Annotated in this window: 17 protein-coding genes; 11 read left to right on the forward strand and 6 right to left on the reverse strand. The window is 72.2% G+C overall.

The features are described 5' to 3' along the window. Positions 1-270: 270 nt before the first annotated feature. Positions 271-1,350, reverse strand: a complete 1,080-nt coding sequence (locus tag ACIA6T_RS10550) for a hypothetical protein (protein WP_399446168.1) — start codon at positions 1,348-1,350, stop codon at positions 271-273. 63 nt (positions 1,351-1,413) lie between these two features. Next, positions 1,414-2,562, reverse strand: coding sequence for a PP2C family protein-serine/threonine phosphatase (locus tag ACIA6T_RS10555; RefSeq protein ID WP_399446412.1), 1,149 nt, complete (start codon positions 2,560-2,562; stop codon positions 1,414-1,416). 163 nt (positions 2,563-2,725) lie between these two features. Between ACIA6T_RS10555 and ACIA6T_RS10560 the strand changes: the two genes are divergently transcribed. The 3 genes from ACIA6T_RS10560 to ACIA6T_RS10570 all read left to right on the forward strand — a co-directional run bounded on the left by ACIA6T_RS10560 (position 2,726) and on the right by ACIA6T_RS10570 (position 5,447). After that, on the forward strand, positions 2,726-3,169 hold the full coding sequence (locus ACIA6T_RS10560; protein WP_399446169.1) for a hypothetical protein: 444 nt from the start codon (positions 2,726-2,728) through the stop codon (positions 3,167-3,169). Between the two features lie 338 nt (positions 3,170-3,507). Beyond that, a complete protein-coding gene (locus ACIA6T_RS10565; RefSeq protein WP_399446170.1) occupies positions 3,508-4,557 on the forward strand; it encodes a hypothetical protein in 1,050 nt (349 codons plus the stop codon). Continuing rightward, entirely contained in the window at positions 4,449-5,447 is a 999-nt protein-coding gene (locus tag ACIA6T_RS10570) for an endonuclease/exonuclease/phosphatase family protein (RefSeq protein ID WP_399446171.1), read from the forward strand. Before ACIA6T_RS10565 ends, ACIA6T_RS10570 begins: the two co-directional genes overlap by 109 nt. A gap of 189 nt (positions 5,448-5,636) precedes the next feature. On the opposite strand, the gene snpA is transcribed toward ACIA6T_RS10570, so the two are convergent. Beyond that, complete coding sequence (gene snpA, locus ACIA6T_RS10575; protein ID WP_399446172.1) at positions 5,637-6,323, reverse strand: snapalysin; 687 nt, start codon at positions 6,321-6,323, stop codon at positions 5,637-5,639. A 203-nt stretch (positions 6,324-6,526) separates the two neighbouring features. Here snpA and ACIA6T_RS10580 point away from each other — a divergent pair, with 203 nt between their 5' ends. Then, positions 6,527-7,453 carry a LysR substrate-binding domain-containing protein gene (locus ACIA6T_RS10580; RefSeq protein ID WP_399446173.1) on the forward strand — a complete coding sequence of 309 codons (927 nt, stop codon included), beginning with the start codon at positions 6,527-6,529 and terminating at the stop codon, positions 7,451-7,453. A 24-nt stretch (positions 7,454-7,477) separates the two neighbouring features. On the opposite strand, the gene ACIA6T_RS10585 is transcribed toward ACIA6T_RS10580, so the two are convergent. Next, the gene (locus ACIA6T_RS10585; protein WP_399446174.1) at positions 7,478-9,547 is read right to left on the reverse strand and encodes a PhoX family protein; all 2,070 of its coding nucleotides are present in this window, start codon (positions 9,545-9,547) and stop codon (positions 7,478-7,480) included. A 253-nt stretch (positions 9,548-9,800) separates the two neighbouring features. Between ACIA6T_RS10585 and ACIA6T_RS10590 the strand changes: the two genes are divergently transcribed. Both ACIA6T_RS10590 and metG read left to right on the forward strand, forming a co-directional pair. Further along, the gene (locus ACIA6T_RS10590) at positions 9,801-11,417 is read left to right on the forward strand and encodes a VWA domain-containing protein (protein WP_399446175.1); all 1,617 of its coding nucleotides are present in this window, start codon (positions 9,801-9,803) and stop codon (positions 11,415-11,417) included. Positions 11,418-11,513: 96 nt separating this feature from the next. Next, the gene (metG, locus tag ACIA6T_RS10595) at positions 11,514-13,130 is read left to right on the forward strand and encodes a methionine--tRNA ligase (RefSeq protein WP_399446176.1); all 1,617 of its coding nucleotides are present in this window, start codon (positions 11,514-11,516) and stop codon (positions 13,128-13,130) included. Positions 13,131-13,196: 66 nt separating this feature from the next. Here metG and ACIA6T_RS10600 read toward each other — a convergent pair whose 3' ends face one another. Both ACIA6T_RS10600 and ACIA6T_RS10605 read right to left on the reverse strand, forming a co-directional pair. Then, entirely contained in the window at positions 13,197-13,406 is a 210-nt protein-coding gene (locus ACIA6T_RS10600) for a DUF397 domain-containing protein (protein ID WP_399446177.1), read from the reverse strand. Further along, positions 13,403-14,284, reverse strand: coding sequence for a helix-turn-helix domain-containing protein (locus ACIA6T_RS10605; RefSeq protein ID WP_399446178.1), 882 nt, complete (start codon positions 14,282-14,284; stop codon positions 13,403-13,405). The genes ACIA6T_RS10600 and ACIA6T_RS10605 overlap by 4 nt, the downstream gene beginning before the upstream one ends. 157 nt (positions 14,285-14,441) lie before the next feature. Between ACIA6T_RS10605 and ACIA6T_RS10610 the strand changes: the two genes are divergently transcribed. From ACIA6T_RS10610 to ACIA6T_RS10630, 5 genes are all read left to right on the forward strand, one after another. Continuing rightward, the gene (locus ACIA6T_RS10610) at positions 14,442-14,873 is read left to right on the forward strand and encodes an ATP-binding protein (RefSeq protein WP_399446179.1); all 432 of its coding nucleotides are present in this window, start codon (positions 14,442-14,444) and stop codon (positions 14,871-14,873) included. A gap of 293 nt (positions 14,874-15,166) precedes the next feature. Next, positions 15,167-16,090 carry a helix-turn-helix domain-containing protein gene (locus ACIA6T_RS10615; protein WP_399446180.1) on the forward strand — a complete coding sequence of 308 codons (924 nt, stop codon included), beginning with the start codon at positions 15,167-15,169 and terminating at the stop codon, positions 16,088-16,090. A 106-nt stretch (positions 16,091-16,196) separates the two neighbouring features. Next, on the forward strand, positions 16,197-16,487 hold the full coding sequence (locus tag ACIA6T_RS10620; protein ID WP_399446182.1) for a type II toxin-antitoxin system RelE/ParE family toxin: 291 nt from the start codon (positions 16,197-16,199) through the stop codon (positions 16,485-16,487). Continuing rightward, positions 16,484-16,789: a helix-turn-helix transcriptional regulator gene (locus ACIA6T_RS10625; protein WP_311641720.1), complete on the forward strand. Its 306-nt coding sequence runs from the start codon at positions 16,484-16,486 to the stop codon at positions 16,787-16,789. The genes ACIA6T_RS10620 and ACIA6T_RS10625 overlap by 4 nt, the downstream gene beginning before the upstream one ends. 80 nt (positions 16,790-16,869) lie before the next feature. Continuing rightward, entirely contained in the window at positions 16,870-17,115 is a 246-nt protein-coding gene (locus ACIA6T_RS10630) for a hypothetical protein (RefSeq protein WP_399446183.1), read from the forward strand. The last annotated feature ends 38 nt before the right edge of the window (positions 17,116-17,153 follow it).

A 17,153-nucleotide genomic window follows, 5' to 3' on the forward strand; every position in this document is an offset into this window, starting at 1 on the left:
ACGGTCCGGTAAGGGCACGCACCCCGGCCGCACGGGCGACGCGGACCGCCCCCGGCACGGCACTCCGGCCCACCGACCCCGAACCGGACCGGACCGGCAGTCCACCACACCGGCGGCGGAGACGGTCCGGTAAGGGCACGCACCCCGGCCGCACGGGCGACGCGGACCGCCCCCGGCACGGCACTCCGGCCCACCGACCCCGAACCGGACCGGACCGGCGGACCACGACACCGGTGGCGGAGACGGTCCGGTATCCGGGCCGGGCGGTGTTCAGCCCTGTGTCTGCAGCTGCCGCAGCTGTCGCCGTACGTGGTCCAGGGCGCCCTCTCGGCGTCCCGGCACCCGGCCGCGCAGCTCCGCGAGGACCGTGCCGAGTTCGCGGGCCCTGGCCGGGTCGCCGATCCGGCCCCACTGGTGGTGTGCCCGGTCCACGGCCGTCTCGACGGCGGGCGCGTCCGCCGGCTGCCCGGCGGTCAGCCGGGCGCTCGCGACGGCCAGCCAGGTACGGCAGCTGCGCGCCGCGTCCCCGGCCAGCATCGCCAGGTCCGCCCGGACCTCCGTCCAGTGCAGCGCCTCCTCGGAGGCGGGCCCGTGCGCCAGACCGGCCGCCTGCTCCAGCCGCGCGGCGAGCGCGTCGGCGTCCGCGTGCCGGCCGGCGCGCACGGCGGCGGTGACCGCCGCGTGCGGATCGCCCGGCACCGGACCGGGCCGCGCCAGCAGCAGGTCCGTGCCCGCGCTCTCCGGCGCGATCCGCGTCAGCGCCTGCTGGTGCAGCTCCTCGTCCGGCGGACGCCACCCGCTGCGCAGGATCGTCGCGACCGCCTTCATGTACTCCGGTGCCGCGACCCCGCGACGGGACGGCGGGGGCGCGACACGGCCGTAGACGGCGTTGTCGGGGCCGCAGTCGAGCGGGGACGGGCCCGGCGGGCGCGGCGCGCTCAGCGCCTGCCAGGTCTCCGGGTCGGCGTGCAGGTCGAGGAAGAGCGTCGTCGCGCCCGCCGGACGCAGCCGCAGCTCCTCCCGGAACCAGTGCCACGGCAGTCCGGTGTACCGCACGGTGGGCGCGGTCGTCCGGGCCAGCGCGAGGTGCGGCAGCCGCTGCCGTCGGTCGAGCTGGAGCTGGCCGGTGACGTACACGGTCAGCGGTCCGGGCGCCGCGGCGGCGGCACGCAGCCGGGTCAGTACGGCCTGCGGCTCCAGCGGGTCGGCGAGTTCGACGACGTTCGCGGTCTCCGCGCCGGACAGCACGGCGGGCGGCACCGCCGCGAGGACCGGGAGCACGGACGCCGCGTCCACCAGCCGCCCGCGGCCCAGCGGCGAGGCCGCCAGCAGCAGCACGGTTCCGGGCATGGTCCCCTCCCCTGTCGATCACCTACGGCAGCACGGTAACCGCTGCGGCCGCGAAGGGTGGTGTCAGTGGGGTGAACGTCCCCCTTCGGGGCCTTCGCCCCCCGGCGCGCGGGACAGGCGGGGCGCGCGGATCCGTCGTACCGCGAAGGCCGTGGTGTCGTCGACCAGGTGCCCCCGGCTGTGCCGCAGCGTCCCGTCCCGTACGACGGCGACCAGCCGGCCCGGCGCGGCGACCCGCGGGTCCGCCGCCACCGCCCGGGTCAGGTCGTCGGCGAGCCGGTAGAAGTCGCCGGCACCGTCCCGCGCCTCGGTCACGCCGTCGGTGACCAGCAGCAGCGTCTCACCGTCGGCGACCGGCACCCGGCACACCGGCGGCCGGCCGGGGGCGAGGTCGCGGCAGCCGAGCGGGAGACCCCCGGCGGCCGGCAGGGACCGCACACCGTCGGGGCCGACGGCCAGCGGGGGCTCGTGCCCGAAGACGACGGTGTCCACCACGTCGGTACGGTCCGCCGGGAAACCGAGCAGTACGGCGGTGGCGAACCGGTCGCGGTCGCCCCGGCCGAGGGCGGCGGTGTACTCGCGGTGGCGCAGCATCCGGTTCTCCAGCCGGTCCGCGACGTCCGTCAGGTCGGCCTCGTGGTAGCCGGCCTCGCGGAACGCCCCGAGCAGCACCGACGCCGTCTCCACCGCGCCCAGCCCCTTGCCCTGGACGTCACCGACCAGCACCCGGGTGCCGTACGGGCCCGGCTGGATGTCGTAGAAGTCGCCGCCGACGCGGGCCTGGGCGTCCGCGGTGAGGTAGATCCCGGCGTGCTCCAGACCGCCCCAGTCCGGCGGCAGGGGGCGCAGCACGGTGCGCCGTACGGTCTCGGTGACGTCCCGCATGTGCAGCGTCCGGCGCTCACCGCGCACCCGCACCAGACAGGCCAGTGTGGCGAGGACGCCGCCGGTGGCGACGAGGATGAAGTCGGGCAGTCCCGCCCGGAACTGGTGCGGCCAGGCGCTGTCCACGAGGGTGTACGTGACCATCGCGAGCACGGCGAACAGGGCCGTTCCCCACACCCCGCAGATCGCGGCGGCGATGCCCGGCACCAGCACGATCCAGGAGACGGTCCGGAACTCGCCGCCGGTGTTGTAGTCGATGACCGCGATGATGACGAGCAGCAGCAGCGGCGGCACCCAGGCGACGCTGCGGCCCCTCAGCCGCAGCATCTCGTGCCGGTGCACGACGTCGCGCGGGCCCTGTCCCCCGCTGCCCTGACTCACGGCCCCAGCGAAACACGGCACCGTGCGGCCCGCATCCGGTCTCCACTTGCCGACGGGCCCCGGGAGGTGTGCATTGGTGGGACGGGGGCGAGGAGAGAGGAGTGACCTCATGGCGCACACGGCACCCCGGCCCCGGGGAATGCTCGAGCCGGCCGGCACGACCGACGTCTTCGGCGCACGGACCCACCGGGTGGCGAAGGTCGTCGTACCCGTCCTGCTCGGAGTCGTGTACGGCTACTGGGTGGCGGCCAACCGCCGCTACGGCGGGCCGATCACCGTGGAGAACTTCCTGTACGGCTTCTTCGCCGGCGTCGTGTTCTCGCTGCTGTTCATGGCGCTCCTCGCCCTGGCCCCGAAGGTGCGGCGCGAACTGCACGCGGTGCTCTGGGCCGCCCTCATCGGCAGCGCGCTCGGCTTCCTGGTCATCCAGGCCCCCAGCCCCGGCGTCCTGCGCTCCACGATCCTGGGCCTGCTGGTCGCGGCGGGGGTCTTCGCGGCGATGTTCTACCGCTTCTACACCCACGAGGACGCGACGGGCCACCGGATCGGGTAGGCCGCCCCCACCCCGTGATCCACGGGCACTCGCTCCCCGCGTTCCCACGGGCACTCGCTCCCCGCGTTCCCACGGGCACTCGCTCCCCGCGTTCCCACGGGCAGTCGCTCCCCGCGTTCCCACGGGCAGTCGCTCGCCGCGTTCCCGCGGCCACTCGCTCCCCGCGTTCCCACGGGCAGTCGTGCCGCTGGGGCGGCACGGGTGGGCGCGACGGCACCCCGTAAGCGCCGGGCCGCGCAAGCACCCTCCGGCCCACCCCGACGCGGAGCACCCCGCACAACCGCCCGTTCGGGCCGCCACCACTCGCGCCCCCACCACCCGCCCCCTTGACTGAAGGGGTGGCCCCCCACAGCACCCGCCTCCGCACCGCCCTCTCCGCCGCACTCCTCACCCTCACCTGCCTCCTCACCCCCTGCGGCACCCTGGCCGCCTGGGCGGCCGCCCTCGCCGACACCGGCCACTACGTCGACACCATGGCCCCGCTCGCCACCGACCCCGACATCCGCGACGCCGTGGCCGACGCCGTGGGGGACGAGGTCGTACGGGAACTGCACGCGGAGACGACCGACACCACCCCCCTCGGACCGTTCGTCCGCGAAGCGGTCCGCTCCTTCACCCGCACCGACGCGTTCCGCACCGCGTGGGAGGCCGGCAACAGGGCCGTCCACGACGCCGTCCTGCACGCCCTGCGCGACGACGCGGCCACCCCCGGCCCGGTCACCGTCGACCTCGCCCCCGTCACCGCGCGGGTACGCGCGCGGCTCGCCGCCGACCACCTGCCCTTCGCCCACCGCATCCCCGTCGAGCACACCGAGGTCGCGGTGGTGCCGGCCGGGGAGGTGGCCGGGCTCCGGAAGGGGTACCACGTACTGGACGCCGCCGCGTTCTGGCTGCCGCTCGCGGCCGTCGTCCTCGCCGTCACCGGCATCGCCGTCGCCGCCCGCCGCCGGCGCGCGCTCACCGCGACCGGCCTGGGCACGGCCCTGGGCGGCGCCCTGCTCGTCCTCGCGGTCGCCGCCGGCCGCCGGCTCACCCTGGCCGACCTGCCCGACCGCGTCCACCGCCCGGCGGCGGGCGCGGTCTACGACGCCCTCACCGCCACCCTGCGCACGGCGTCCTGGCTCCTCCTCGCCCTGGGCCTGACGGTGGCCCTGGTCTCCTGGCTGGCCGGCCGCCACGGCAGCCGCCGCCCACCCCCGTCCCCCGCGACCCCCCGCCACGCCCCCTCGTCCTTGAGGGAGAATCCGGGCATCGCACCCGCGAGCGGAAGGCCGGAACGTTGGACACTGCGACTGCCGACCCGACGGTCACCGGGGACGGGGCGGGGCGGAAGGGCGGACGGCGGCGGTTCGGCGCCCGCTGCGCGGGGCTGCTGTTCGCCGGGGTGAGCGTGGTCGTCGGCTGCCGGACCGCCGACACCGACGGCATCACCCCCGTGCCCCAGCTCCTCGCCTTCCTGCCCTGGCTGCTCGTGCCCACGGCCGCCGGGCTGCTGTTCACCCTGTTCGCCCGGTGGTGGACCGGCGCGGTGTGGGGCGTGGCCCTGCTGGGGCTGCTGGCCTGGTTCATCGAGCCGTACGGGAAGACCGGCGATCCCGCGGGGCCGCCCGTGGCCGAGCTGCGGGTGCTGACCTCGAACGTGGAGTTCGGGCAGGCCACCGGCGCGCTGATCGACGCCGTACGCCGTGCGGAACCGGACGTCGTGTTCGTCCAGGAGTGCGAGTACACCTGCGACGCGGCGCTGAAGCGGGAGCTGACCGACACCTACCCGTACCGGGAGGCGGTGGAGGGCGGCGGCTCCGAGGGCTCGGTCGTCCTCAGCCGTTTCCCGCTGCGGGCCACCGACGGCGTCCCCGGCACCATGGGCATGCCGGGCGCCGTCGCCGACGTCGACGGGCACGCCGTACGGCTCCAGCTCGCGCACCCCATGCCGCCGCTGCCCGGCCAGGTGGGCCTGTGGCAGCGGGAGCTCGGCCGGCTGCGGGACGCGGCCGCCGCCGACCGGGACACCCCGACCGTGCTCGCCGGGGACTTCAACGCCTCCCAGGACCACGCGGCCTTCCGCCGCATCCTCGACACCGGCCTGCGCGACGCGGCCCGCCTGACCGGCGCCGACCGGACCCCGACCTGGCCCTCCCGCACCACCCCGGCCTTCGGCACCCAGATCGACCACGTCCTGGTCTCGGAGGAGTTCGCCGCGCCCCGAGCCCGCTTCCTCGACCTCGAGAACACCGACCACCGAGCCCTACTGGTCGACCTGACCCTGCACGCCACGTAACTGCGGGCACCCCGCCGCCCAACTGCGGGCAATCGTGCCGCCCAACTGCGGGCGCCCCCGCCGCCCAACTGCGGGCAATCGTGCCGCTGGGGCGGCACGGGTGGACGCGGCGGCACCCCGCAAACGCCGGGCTGCGCGACACCCCCCGACCGCCCCCACACCGTGCGACTACCGGCTACCGGCTACCGGCTACCGCGAGGACTTCTGCAACCCCTTCTCCGCCTTGTCCAGCGCCGCGGCGAACCCGTTCGCCCACAACTGGTTCACCCGCGACCGCTCAGCCGAGTTGGGGTACGCGTTGGTGCACGACGTCCCGGGCCCGCCCCCGGACATCAGCTCACTGCACGGCCCCGAGTAGTGGTCCGGCAGTCCCAGCACATGCCCCGTCTCGTGCGCGGTCACCCGCGTCGAGTCGTACGTCTGGTTCTGCCGGTAGTCGAGGAAGATGTACCCCCGCCCGTGCCCGTCGGTGGACGCGTACGACCCGCGCGAGTCGTTGCCCTCGTAGTACGAGAAGTCGGCACCCGACGTGCCGGCCTGGAGTCTCACGTTGGAGACCGAGCTGTTCCAGATCTGCGTGCTGCGGGCTATCTGCGTGGCGAACGACGGCGCCCGGGAGGCGTTGTAGACGACGGTGACGGCGGCCGCGCTCGTCGGGTTCGCGGCCCGCTTCTCGGCCGCCGACTTCAGCACGGCCTCGAAGAAGGCCCGGTTGGCCGCCGCTTCCTCCGCCGACCCGTCGTAGGCGGCGTACGCGACGGACGACCCGGCGTCGACGGGCGCGGGGGCCGCCGTCGCCGGGGCGGTGCCGAGGCCGAGAGCCGTGAGGCTCAGGCCGGCGGCGGTGAGCACGGACATGGGCATGCGCATACGCATCGATGACTCCTTGAGGTGGGGGTCGAGTCACATGTCACCGAGGAGTGTGTGCGCCTGTGCGGCGGCTGTGATGATGGCAACCGGTGATAGGACGGCCCTATCGACCGACTCCGGACACCCGGCCGCGCGCGCCCGACTCCGCCTGAACGGACGGGGTTTGTGTGTCTGGTGAAACCTGAACTTCCGCCTTACCCTCCCAGGGCATGGAGCTTGAGGTCAGGCACCTCAGGGCGCTGTGCGCGATCGCCGACACCGGCAGTCTGCACCGCGCCGCACGCCAACTCGGCGTGTCTCAGCCCTCGTTGAGCACGCAGTTGCGGCGCATCGAACAGGAGCTGGGCGGTGCCCTGTTCGTACGCGCGCGCACCGGCTGCCGTCCCACCCCGCTGGGCCGGCTGGTGCTCAGCCGCGCCCGCCCACTCGTCACCGAGATGCGCTCGCTGGTCACCGAGGCCCGCGCCGCCGCCGTCGGCGGCCGGCAGTTGCGCATCGGCTCCACCGCCAGCCGGGCCCTGGCCGGCTGGCTGCGACGGCTGCGCCGGCACTGGCAGGAACCCACCCTGCACATGGACGTCTCCGCCAACGCCCTGCTGCGCATGGTCGCCGACGGCCAGCTCGACGTGGCGTTCGTGCACGAGGTCGAGGGTTTCCCGCTGCGCGTACCCGACGGCCTGCGCACCCGGGTCCTCGTCGAGCGCGAACCGCAGTTCGTGTCGCTCCCGGCCGACCATCCGGCCGCCGCGCGCCCGGTGGTCCACCTGTCCGACCTGGCCGGCGACCGCTGGATGATCGACCCGGCGGTCGACGGCGAGTGGGACGCCGTACGACGGGTCCTGCACGCCGCCGGGATCAGCCCGCGCGTGCTGCACGGCGACTACCACACGGCCGCGTCCCTGGTCGCCATCGGCGAGGTCGTCACCGTGTGCCAGCCGACCTCGCCCTCCCGCCCCGAGACGGCGGTCCGCCGGCTGCACGGCGACCCGCTGGGCGTACGGCTGCTGCTGGCGGCGCGTACGGAGTCGGAGCTGGAGGGCGTCTATCCCGATCTGGCCGAGGCGTACCGGGAGGTGGCGCGGCAGGCACCGGCGTACCGGGAGTGGCTGGATCAGGACCTGGTTCCGGGACCCTGATCCGGCCACCCCCGAAGGGGCGCGTCAGACGCCGATGTCACGGCCGTCCGCGCGCCACACCGCGACGACGGCCGGGCGGACGTACGTGCCGGGTCCGTCGGGCCAGGCGCTGGCCGGCTGGTCCACGGTCGCCCCGTCCACCTCGCCCGGGTGCTGTACGGCGACCAGCACCCGCCGGTCCTGGATGACCGGGCCGCAGGTCTCCGCGCCGTTGGGCACGGTGAGGAACTGCTTCAGCTCACCGCGCCGGTCGCCGCGCGTGGCGACGCCGAAGAGGCCGTCGTGGGAGCCGAGGGCGCTGCCGTCGGTGGAGATCCACAGGTTGCCGTGGTCGTCGAAGGCGACGTTGTCCGGGCAGGAGATCGGGCTGACGGAGTCCTTCGGGAACCCGGCGAAGTACGTCGCCGGGTCCTCCGGGTCGCCCGCGACCAGGAACAGCGACCAGGCGAAGCGGGTGCTCTCCGGCCGGTTCCAGCGCTCGGTCAGCTCCAGGACGTGGCCGTGCTTGTTGGAGTTGCGCGGGTTGGCCTCGTCGGCGGCGGCGTAGTCGGTCTTGCCGCGGTTGGAGTTGTTGGTGAGGGCCATGTAGACCTTGCCGGTGACCGGGTTGGGCTCGATGTCCTCGGGCCGGTCCATCTTGGTGGCGCCGACCTTGTCGCCGGCGAGGCGCGTGAAGACGAAGACCTCCTCGGCGGTCATGCCCTCGACGTGCGAGACGGCCCCGTCGGCGGTGGCGGTGGCCAGCGGGATCCACCGGCCGCCGCCGTCGAACTCGCCGTCCTTCGGGAGCTTGCCGGTGCCGTCGATCTCGATGGCCGGGGAGTCGCCGGTGAGCTCGGCGACGTACAGCGTGCCCTCGTCGAGCAGCGAGAGGTTGTGCTCGCGGGCGGAGCGGCTGTTGCCGTGCCGCATCTTCTTGCTGCCGACGAACTTGTAGAAGTAGTCGAAGCGCTCGTCGTCGCCCGAGTAGACGACCGGGCGCCCGTCGTGCGTCAGCCGCACGGTCGCGCCCTCGTGCTTGAACCGGCCGAGCGCGGTGTGCTTGCGGGGCGTCGAGTGGGGGTCGTACGGGTCCAGCTCGACGACGTACCCGAACCGGTGCACCTCGTTGGGCTCCTGGGAGACGTCGAACCGCTTGTCGAAACGCTCCCACTTGCGCTCGGTGGCGCCGGTCCCGATGCCGTACCGCTTGTCGGTCGCGCGGCTGCCGTGGGCGAAGTACTGGTTGAAGTTCTCCTCGCCGTGCAGGGTCGTGCCCCACGGGGTGGTGCCGCCGGCGCAGTTGTTGAGGGTGCCGCGCACCTTGGTGCCGCTCGGGTCGGCGGAGGTCTTCACCAGGTCGGACCCGGCGACGGGCCCGGTGAGCCGGAACTCGGAGGTGGCCGTGAGGCGCCGGTTCAGCTGGTGCCGGGTGACGGGCGTCAGCTTGCCGCTCCGCCGCTCCTCCTCCACCGCGACCACGGCGAGGCCGTGCGCGGCCCAGGCGATCTCCACCTGCTCGCGGGTGGGGTTGTCGGCGTCGTAGTCCCGGAACATGAGGACTTCGTCGGTGTACTCGTGGTTGGCCACGAGCAGCTGCCGGTCGCGCTCGCCGCGCAGCGGCAGGAGGGCGAGGAAGTCGCAGTTGTACCCGAACTGCCCGGCCTGCGCCTCGGCGCTCTGCTTGTCCCCGTCGAAGGCGGGCGCGCCGCGCAGGATGGGCTCGCCCCAGCGGATGACGACGTTCTGCCGGTAGCCCTCAGGCACGGTCACGGCGTCGTTCGTGTTCGGCGCGACGGGCGTGAACCGCAGACCGCGGGCGCCCTTGGCCTTGTGGCCGTGGCTCTTCGCGGCAGGCGCCGCCTGCGCCTCGGGGGCGGCGGCGACGCCGACCGCCCCGGCACCGGCGGCGGCCACCGTCACGACGGCGGCGGCGCGCATCATGGAGCGGCGGCTGAGGGCGCCGGCGATGACGTCACCGACGTACTCGTTGGAGCTGGTGTTGGGCACCTCGTGGAAGCAGGCGTCACCACACCGGAAGCGGCAGGTCATGGCGGACCGGCCGCCGGGGTGGGAACCGGACGGCGTTCCGATCAGCGGCAGCAGCTTTCGCACGTTTTCTCTCCTTGGGTACCCGTGGTGTCAGCGTGACCGTAGGAGTACATATGTGCGGTAGCCGGGCGGCCGGGTGAACGGTGCGTGAACCTGCGGCAGCATTCGGGAAGGCGCACCGGGCCGAATCGCACCCTTGACATATACGATTCCGCAAACCCAACCCTGCCCAAGATCGCCCTTGCGGGCCGATAACCTTACGTGTCCGTCCTGGCCAGGGATTGACGGGCATCAACTCACGCGAAGGGTTGCGCACATGGGCATTCTCACTCTCCTGCGGAACGCGTTCGGCCGGTCACGCAAAGCGAGGTCCGTCGAAGCGGGGGGTGCGGTGGACGCCGCCGGGACGGCGAGCACGTCCCCGACGTCGCCCGCCCCGGCGGAGCCGGCCCCGGAGCCCGCCGCGGAGGCGCCCGCGGCCCCGAAGGTCCCGTCCCCGTCCCCCGAGCCCACCCCCGCACCCCGCGCGGCCTCGGTCCCGGAACCCCGCGAGGAACACGACCTGGTCTCCGCGGCCTTCGACAACATCACGGTCCCCAGCCCCACCCGCTCGGACGACCCCCCGGCCCCCGCCCAGGAAGCCAAGGCACCCCCGGCCCCCGAACCGAAGCCCGAGCCGGAAGCCGAACAGGAACCCGAGCCGGAGCCGACCCCCAAGCCGGAACCTGAGACCAAGCCGGAAGCCGAACCCGAGCCGGCCGCCGAGGCCGAGCCTGAGACCAAGCCGGAAGCCGAACCCGAGCCGGCCGCCGAGGCGGAACCAGTTGCCGAGGCGGAGCCTGAGACCAAGCCGGAGCCCGAGGCCGAGGCCGAGGTGGAAGAGAAGCCCGAGGCTGTCACCGAGCCCGCAGCCACCGACGGCGAGGACGCCCCGCAGGGACCACCCGCACCCGACGACGAAACCAGCACGGGCGGTGCGGGTGGGAACGAATCCCCGGCCGAAGGCGAAGCCGAGGCCGCACCCGAGCCGGAAGCCGAGCCGACGGCAGAGGCCGAGCCGACGGCAGAGGCCGAGGCGAAGCCCGGGACCACCACTGAGGCCGAGCCCGAGGTCAAGGCCGAGCCCGAGGCTGTCACCGAGCCCGCAGCCGCCGACGGCGAGGACGCCCCGCAGGGGCCACCCGCACCCGACGACGAAACCAGCACGGGCGGTGCGGGTGGGGACGAAACCGAGGCCGAAGCCGAAGGCGAGGCCGAGCAGCCCGCCGCGAAGCCAACCCCCGCCACCCCCCTCGCGAAGCTCCGCGACACCACCCTCACCACCGCCTACAAAGCAGCCGGCGCCACCCTCGAGAAGCACGACCTCACCGGCACCCGCGCCAAGGTCTACCTCGTCCTCGACCGCTCCGCGAGCATGCGCCCGTACTACAAGGACGGCTCCGCCCAGGCCCTCGCCGAGCAGACCCTCGCCCTCGCCGCCCACGTCGACACCGAGGCCACCCTCCACGTCACGTTCTTCTCCACCGAACTGGACGGCACCGGCGAGCTGACCCTCACCGACCACGAGAACAAGATCGACGAGCTGCACGCCGGCCTCGGCCGCATGGGCCGTACCAGCTACCACGCGGCCGTCGAGGCCGTCCTCGCGAAGCACGCCGAGGAGCCGGCCGGCACCCCCGCCCTGGTGGTCTTCCAGACGGACGGCGCCCCCGACGCCAAGACCCCCGCCACCCGGTCCCTCACCGACGCGGCGAAGGACCACCCCACCGTCTTCTTCTCCTTCGTCGCCTTCGGTGAGCACGACAACAAGGCCTTCGACTACCTCCGCAAGCTGAAGACGGAGAACACCTCCTTCTTCCACGCGGGCCCCACCCCCCGCGAGCTCACGGACGAGGAGCTCTACGAAGGCGTACTGGCGCCCTGGCGCCCGTAAACCCTTCCCGACCTCTGTCGGGGGGCGGACGGAATTCCCGTCCGCCCCCCGAAACGCGTGTGAGTCGATCTCCACGAGCCCAGTAGGATTTCGACCATGGCGGCCACTGGATCCGAGAAGCAGGGGGCGAAGGCGTACTACGTCTCGACCCCCATCTACTACGTCAACGACGCTCCTCACCTGGGCCACGCCTATACGACCGTCGCAGGCGACGTGCTCACCCGCTGGCACCGCCAGCGCGGCGAGAAGGTGTGGTACCTCACCGGCACGGACGAGCACGGTCAGAAGATCATGCGCACGGCCGAGGCGAACGGGGTCACCCCGCAGGCCTGGGCCGACAAGCTCGTCACGGAGTCCTGGAAGCCCCTCTGGGAGCACCTCGACATCGCGAACGACGACTTCATCCGCACCACGCAGAAGCGGCACACCGACCGCGTCCAGGAGTTCGTGCAGGACCTGTACGACAAGGGCGAGATCTACAAGGGCGGCTACGAGGGCCCGTACTGCGTGGGCTGCGAGGAGTACAAGCTCCCCGGCGAGCTGCTCGACGGCGAGGGCGAGTACGCGGGCCAGAAGCTGTGCCCGATCCACAAGAAGCCGGTGGAGATCCTCAGCGAGGAGAACTACTTCTTCAAGCTCAGCGAGTACGGCGAGAAGCTCCTCGCCCACTACGAGGCCAACCCGGGCTTCATCCAGCCGGAGTCCGCGCGCAACGAGGTCGTGAACTTCGTCCGCCAGGGCCTGCAGGACCTGTCCATCTCCCGCTCGACGTTCGACTGGGGCATCCCGATCCCCTGGGACGAGAAGCACGTCATCTACGTGTGGGTCGACGCGCTGCTGAACTACGCCACGGCGGTCGGCTACAACGAGAACCCGGAGAAGTTCGGGGCCACCTTCCCCGCCGACGTGCACCTGGTCGGCAAGGACATCCTCCGCTTCCACGCGATCATCTGGCCGGCCATGCTGATGGCGCAGGGCCTCCCCCTGCCCGGGAAGGTCGCCGCGAACGGCTGGCTGATGGTCGGCGGCGAGAAGATGAGCAAGTCCAACCTGACCGGCATCAAGCCGCAGGACCTGACCTCGCACTTCGGCGTGGACGCGTACCGCTGGTACTTCCTGCGGGCGATCGCCTTCGGCCAGGACGGCAGCTTCTCCTGGGAGGACTTCTCCGCCCGCTACACCAGCGAGCTGGCGAACGACTACGGCAACCTCGCCTCTCGCGTCGCGGCGATGGTCGGCAAGTACTTCGGCGGCGAGCTGCCGGCGTCGACGGCCGACGGCGAGGCGGAGCGGGCGATCCACGACGGCCTGGCGAAGGCCGTCACGGAGGCGGACCGGAAGATCGGCGAGGAGCTGGACTTCCAGGGCGGCATCCTGGCGGTGTTCGACTTCGTGAAGCAGGTCAACGGCTACATCACGGAACAGGAGCCCTGGAAGGTCGCGAAGGACGACTCGCCGGAGGGCAGGACCCGCCTGGCGACCATCCTCTACACGGCCGCGGAGTCCCTCCGCGCGGTGGCGGTCCTCCTCAACCCGATCATGCCGGAGACCTCGCAGAAGCTCTGGGACTCCCTCGGCGCGGAGGCCGGCCTCGGCGCGCTCGCCGACCAGAAGGTCCAGGAGGCCGGCACCTGGGGCGTCCTGCCCGCCGGCTCGACGGTCACCAAGGGCGCGGTCCTCTTCCCGCGTCTTGAGGAGAAGCCGACCGCGTAGAACGCGTGACGTACGTCCAGAGGCCCGGAAACGGCTTGTTTCCGGGCCTCTGCGCAGTTGAAGGGGTCAGTTTCCCGACGTGTGTGCCACGAAGTCGGCCCACGCGTAGCGCGTAAGTACGAGCTGAGGACCATCTATGTCCTTGGAATCGCGGACGTGCACCCCATCAGGGGCCTCGGCGATCTCGATGCAGTCGTTGCCGTCACCGCTGCTGCTGTAGCTGCTCTTGAACCAGACCAGCGCAGAAGCGTCGTGGCCAGTGGAGGTGCTGATCATGTCTCTCCAAGCATCTGCTCGATGAGGGCCCGCGACTCTCGGGGCGTGAGAGCCTGCGCCCGGATCATGCCATAGCGCAGTTCAAGGATCCTGAGCTGCTTCGGCTCGGACACCGGGCGACCACTGAACGCACCCTCGGTGCGCCCCACCGCCGTACCGTCCGGAAACTTGAGCACCTCGATCAGTCCGCCCGTGCCAAAGTGATCCTCGCAGTCAGTCGGCATCACCTGAATCGAGACGTTCCTCAACTGCCCGAGCTCCAACAGGCGTTCGAGCTGCCGCCGCCAAACCATTCTGCCCCCGACCGGGCGCCGCAGCGTCACCTCTTCCTGGACAAAACTCAGCGTCGGCGCCGGTGACCGCTCGAAGATCGAGCGGCGGGCCATCCGCGCGGCCACCATGCGCTCCGTTTCCTCATCCGAGTAGGCAGGAAGCCACGCTTCGAAGAGCGCCCGCATGTGCTCCTCGGTCTGCAACAAACCGTGGATGTTGTGGTTGCTGTACAACGCAGCCTCAACCGCCTGCGCCTCCAGCTTCCCCAGCGCCCGCACACTCTTCGGGTACCGGACCTTCCTCACGTCCTCCCAAGCCGCCGCGATGAGCCCGCCCGCGCCCAACACCTCGTCGGCCCTGCACAGATACTCCTGCTGGGGAATCCGCTTCCCACCCTCGACTTTGTAGACCAGGTCGTCCCCGTACCTGACCGCCGCCGCGAAGTCGACGACCCGCATGCCCATCGCCTCCCGCCGCAGCCTCAACTGACGCCCCACCGTGGTGAGAACGGCCACCCCCCACTCGTCCTCCGGGTCCACCTCCCACCCCGGCTCGTCCTCCTCGGTCTCGGTCCGGAGCCGTACCGCCTCGCCGTCCACCGACATACCGCACCCCTCTGTCGTACCGCCGTGCTGTGCAACGCCCGTACTCGTAGGCCGGTTTTTCCGACGGCTCGGACAGCGGCCGACAAGCACCGACAGTCACCCTACGTATCGGCGCTGTCACTATTCACGGTAAGCACGTCCGGCCACCCTCGGTCCCGTGAACAGCGAAAAGTCCACCCAACTTCTGTCACCCGCCGACCACTTCAGCGTGCTCCTGTCACCCACGCCCCGCGGCGCCCGCCTCGCCCGGCTGCTCGCCACGGACTGGATGCGCGGCCGGGACCTGCCCCACCGCACCACCGAGGCCGCCGAACACCTCGTCGCCGAACTCGCCGCCAACGCGGCCACCCACGGCCGGCTCACGGGACGCGACTTCCGCCTCGCCCTCCTGTCCCTCGACGCGACCCTCCGCATCGAGGTCACGGACACCCGCAGTGACGAACTCCCGCACCGCCGCGTCCCCGCCCCCGACGCCGAGTCCGGACGCGGTCTGCTCCTCGTCGAGGCCCTCGCCGACCGCTGGGGCGTGGAGCTCGGACCGGTCCCCCGTAAGACCGTATGGGCGGAACTCGATCTGCCTCCACGCTGACCAGCGGAAACGACATCGGCACCGGAACCCGATCGCGTGTGTTCCGGTGCCGTCGGACGTCTTTCCCAAGGACCACGGGAGAGAAAGAAACCCCACCAAGCCCCACCCCTCCCGCCCACGGCGCACACTCACTCGCGCGGGTGAACATCACCAACTGGAGTGGATATGCCACAGGTTGTCTGCCCTACGCTCAGCGCAGCACGACACAACAACCAACCCCAGACACACGACGGCCCCCGCTCGGCTTGCACCCGATGCGAGGGCCTGACCACCAAGGAAGAAGCACCTTCCCGATGGACACCCAAAACACTAGCGTGCCCCCGCACGCCCAGTCCCGCATCGGCGGGAAAAACCACCCCTCCCGGCACCCCCGCGCGAAGCGGCACCCGGGCGGCGTCACCCACGACAACACCCGCCACACCGCCCGCTTCACGGTGATCGGCAACCACCTCACCCAGCACCCGGACCTCTCCCTGCTGGCGATCGGACTGGCCTGTCACATCCAGTCCCTCCCCACCGGCACCCCCGTCGACATCAAGACCCTCGCCGCCCGCTTCCCCGAGGGCCCGACCCGGATCGCCGCCGCCCTGAACGAGCTGGAGACCCACGGCTACCTGCGCCGCATCCGCGAACGCACCCCGACCGGCCGTCTCGTCACCCGCACCGTCTCCTGCAACCAGCCCGGCCGACGCGACACCGCGTCCGAACCGGGCGAGGCGCCCAGCCCTCCGGCCCGCCGCGCGGCCACCGCCCCGCAGCAGGAACCCCCACGCCGCCGCGCCCTCCCCGCCGTACCGAAACCCGCGTACACCTCCCCCGACCTCCTCCGGGCGGCCACCGACGTCCTCGCCGGCCTCCGTCGCGAGGACCCCCGCCTGCTGCTCTCCGCCACCGACGCCGAACACCTCGCCCCCGGCGTCGCCGCCTGGCTGGAGCGCGACCTGCCCCCCACCGCCGTGCGCAAGGCCCTGGCCGACGACCTGCCGATGGAGCCCCTGATCCGGCCCGCCGCCTTCCTGGCCCACCGCCTGACGGCCAAACTGCCGCCCCTCCCGCCGTACCGCGCCCCCGAACAGCCCCCGCCCGTCCGGCACCCCCTGCGCAACTGCGACACCTGCGACCACGCGTACCGCGGCCCGGACCCCCACCACTGCCAGAAATGCGCCGGTGCGGAGCTGCCGACGGAACGGGCGCTTCCCTCTTGCCTATACCAGTGAGGATATATAGCGTGGAGTACATGTCGGGCTTGCGAACACCATCGAACTCGAACCCGAGGTCGAGAGATGGCTGGACTCGCTCACGCCGCACGACCACGGCCGGGTGATGTTCTACGCCGACCTCCTCGCCGACTTCGAAGGTGTGCTCGACGAGCCCTACAGCCGCCACCTCGGCGGTAAAGTGCGAGAACTCCGATTCCGGCTCGGACGGCAGCACCACCGCATCACCTACTGGCTCGCTCCGGACCGGCGCGTCGTGCTTCTCACGGTCTTCGCCAAGACGCAACGCCAGGAGACCGCCGAGGTGCAGCGCGCTCTCGCCGCCCAGAAGGACTGCGAAGCGCGGCACCCGCCCGCTCACACCGTCTACGACCGCTTCCCGGAGGCCAGGCCATGAGCCACACCCGTTGGGACATCACCGATGCCGACCGGGCGCAGGAGGGATATCAGGAGGCCCGCCACGCCTACCTGTTCGGCAAAGCGGTCCGTGACCGCCGCACCGCCCTGGGCATGACCCAGACCCAGCTCGCCGCGCGAGCCGGTATGACCCAGGCCGCCGTCTCCCGCCTGGAGCACGGGGGTTCCGTCCCCACCATCCCACTCCTCGAACGCCTGGCCGCCGCGCTCGACGCCACGCTGCACCTGGACATCGCACCCAACAGCGATGTTTCGGTCACCTTCACCTCCGAAGCCGCCTGACCGCTGCGCGCAGCCCTCGGCGCGCACTCGTCGCACACGGCCGGGGCAAGCACCCGGCCGTACACCTGTGGAGGAAATTGGTGACCATGGACCTCTCCTTCTACAAGTCCGACCTCTCCGAGGAAATCCGCGAGGAAGCCCGAGCCGAAGGCGCGGCACAATGTGGTGCCGAGAACGTCCTGATCGTCCTGGAAGTGCGCGGCATCAACGTCCCCGAAGCGGTCCGGGAACGCGTCACCGGCTGCGACGACCTCAAGATCCTGCGCCGCTGGCACCGGCGTGCCGTCACGGCCCCGACGGCCGAAGACATCTTCGAAGACGAGTAGCCCGGAACCATGACAGGGGTCGGCCCGGTGCACGGGCC

This window comes from Streptomyces sp. NPDC051740 (assembly GCF_044453165.1).
GTDB lineage: Bacteria > Actinomycetota > Actinomycetes > Streptomycetales > Streptomycetaceae > Streptomyces > Streptomyces atrovirens.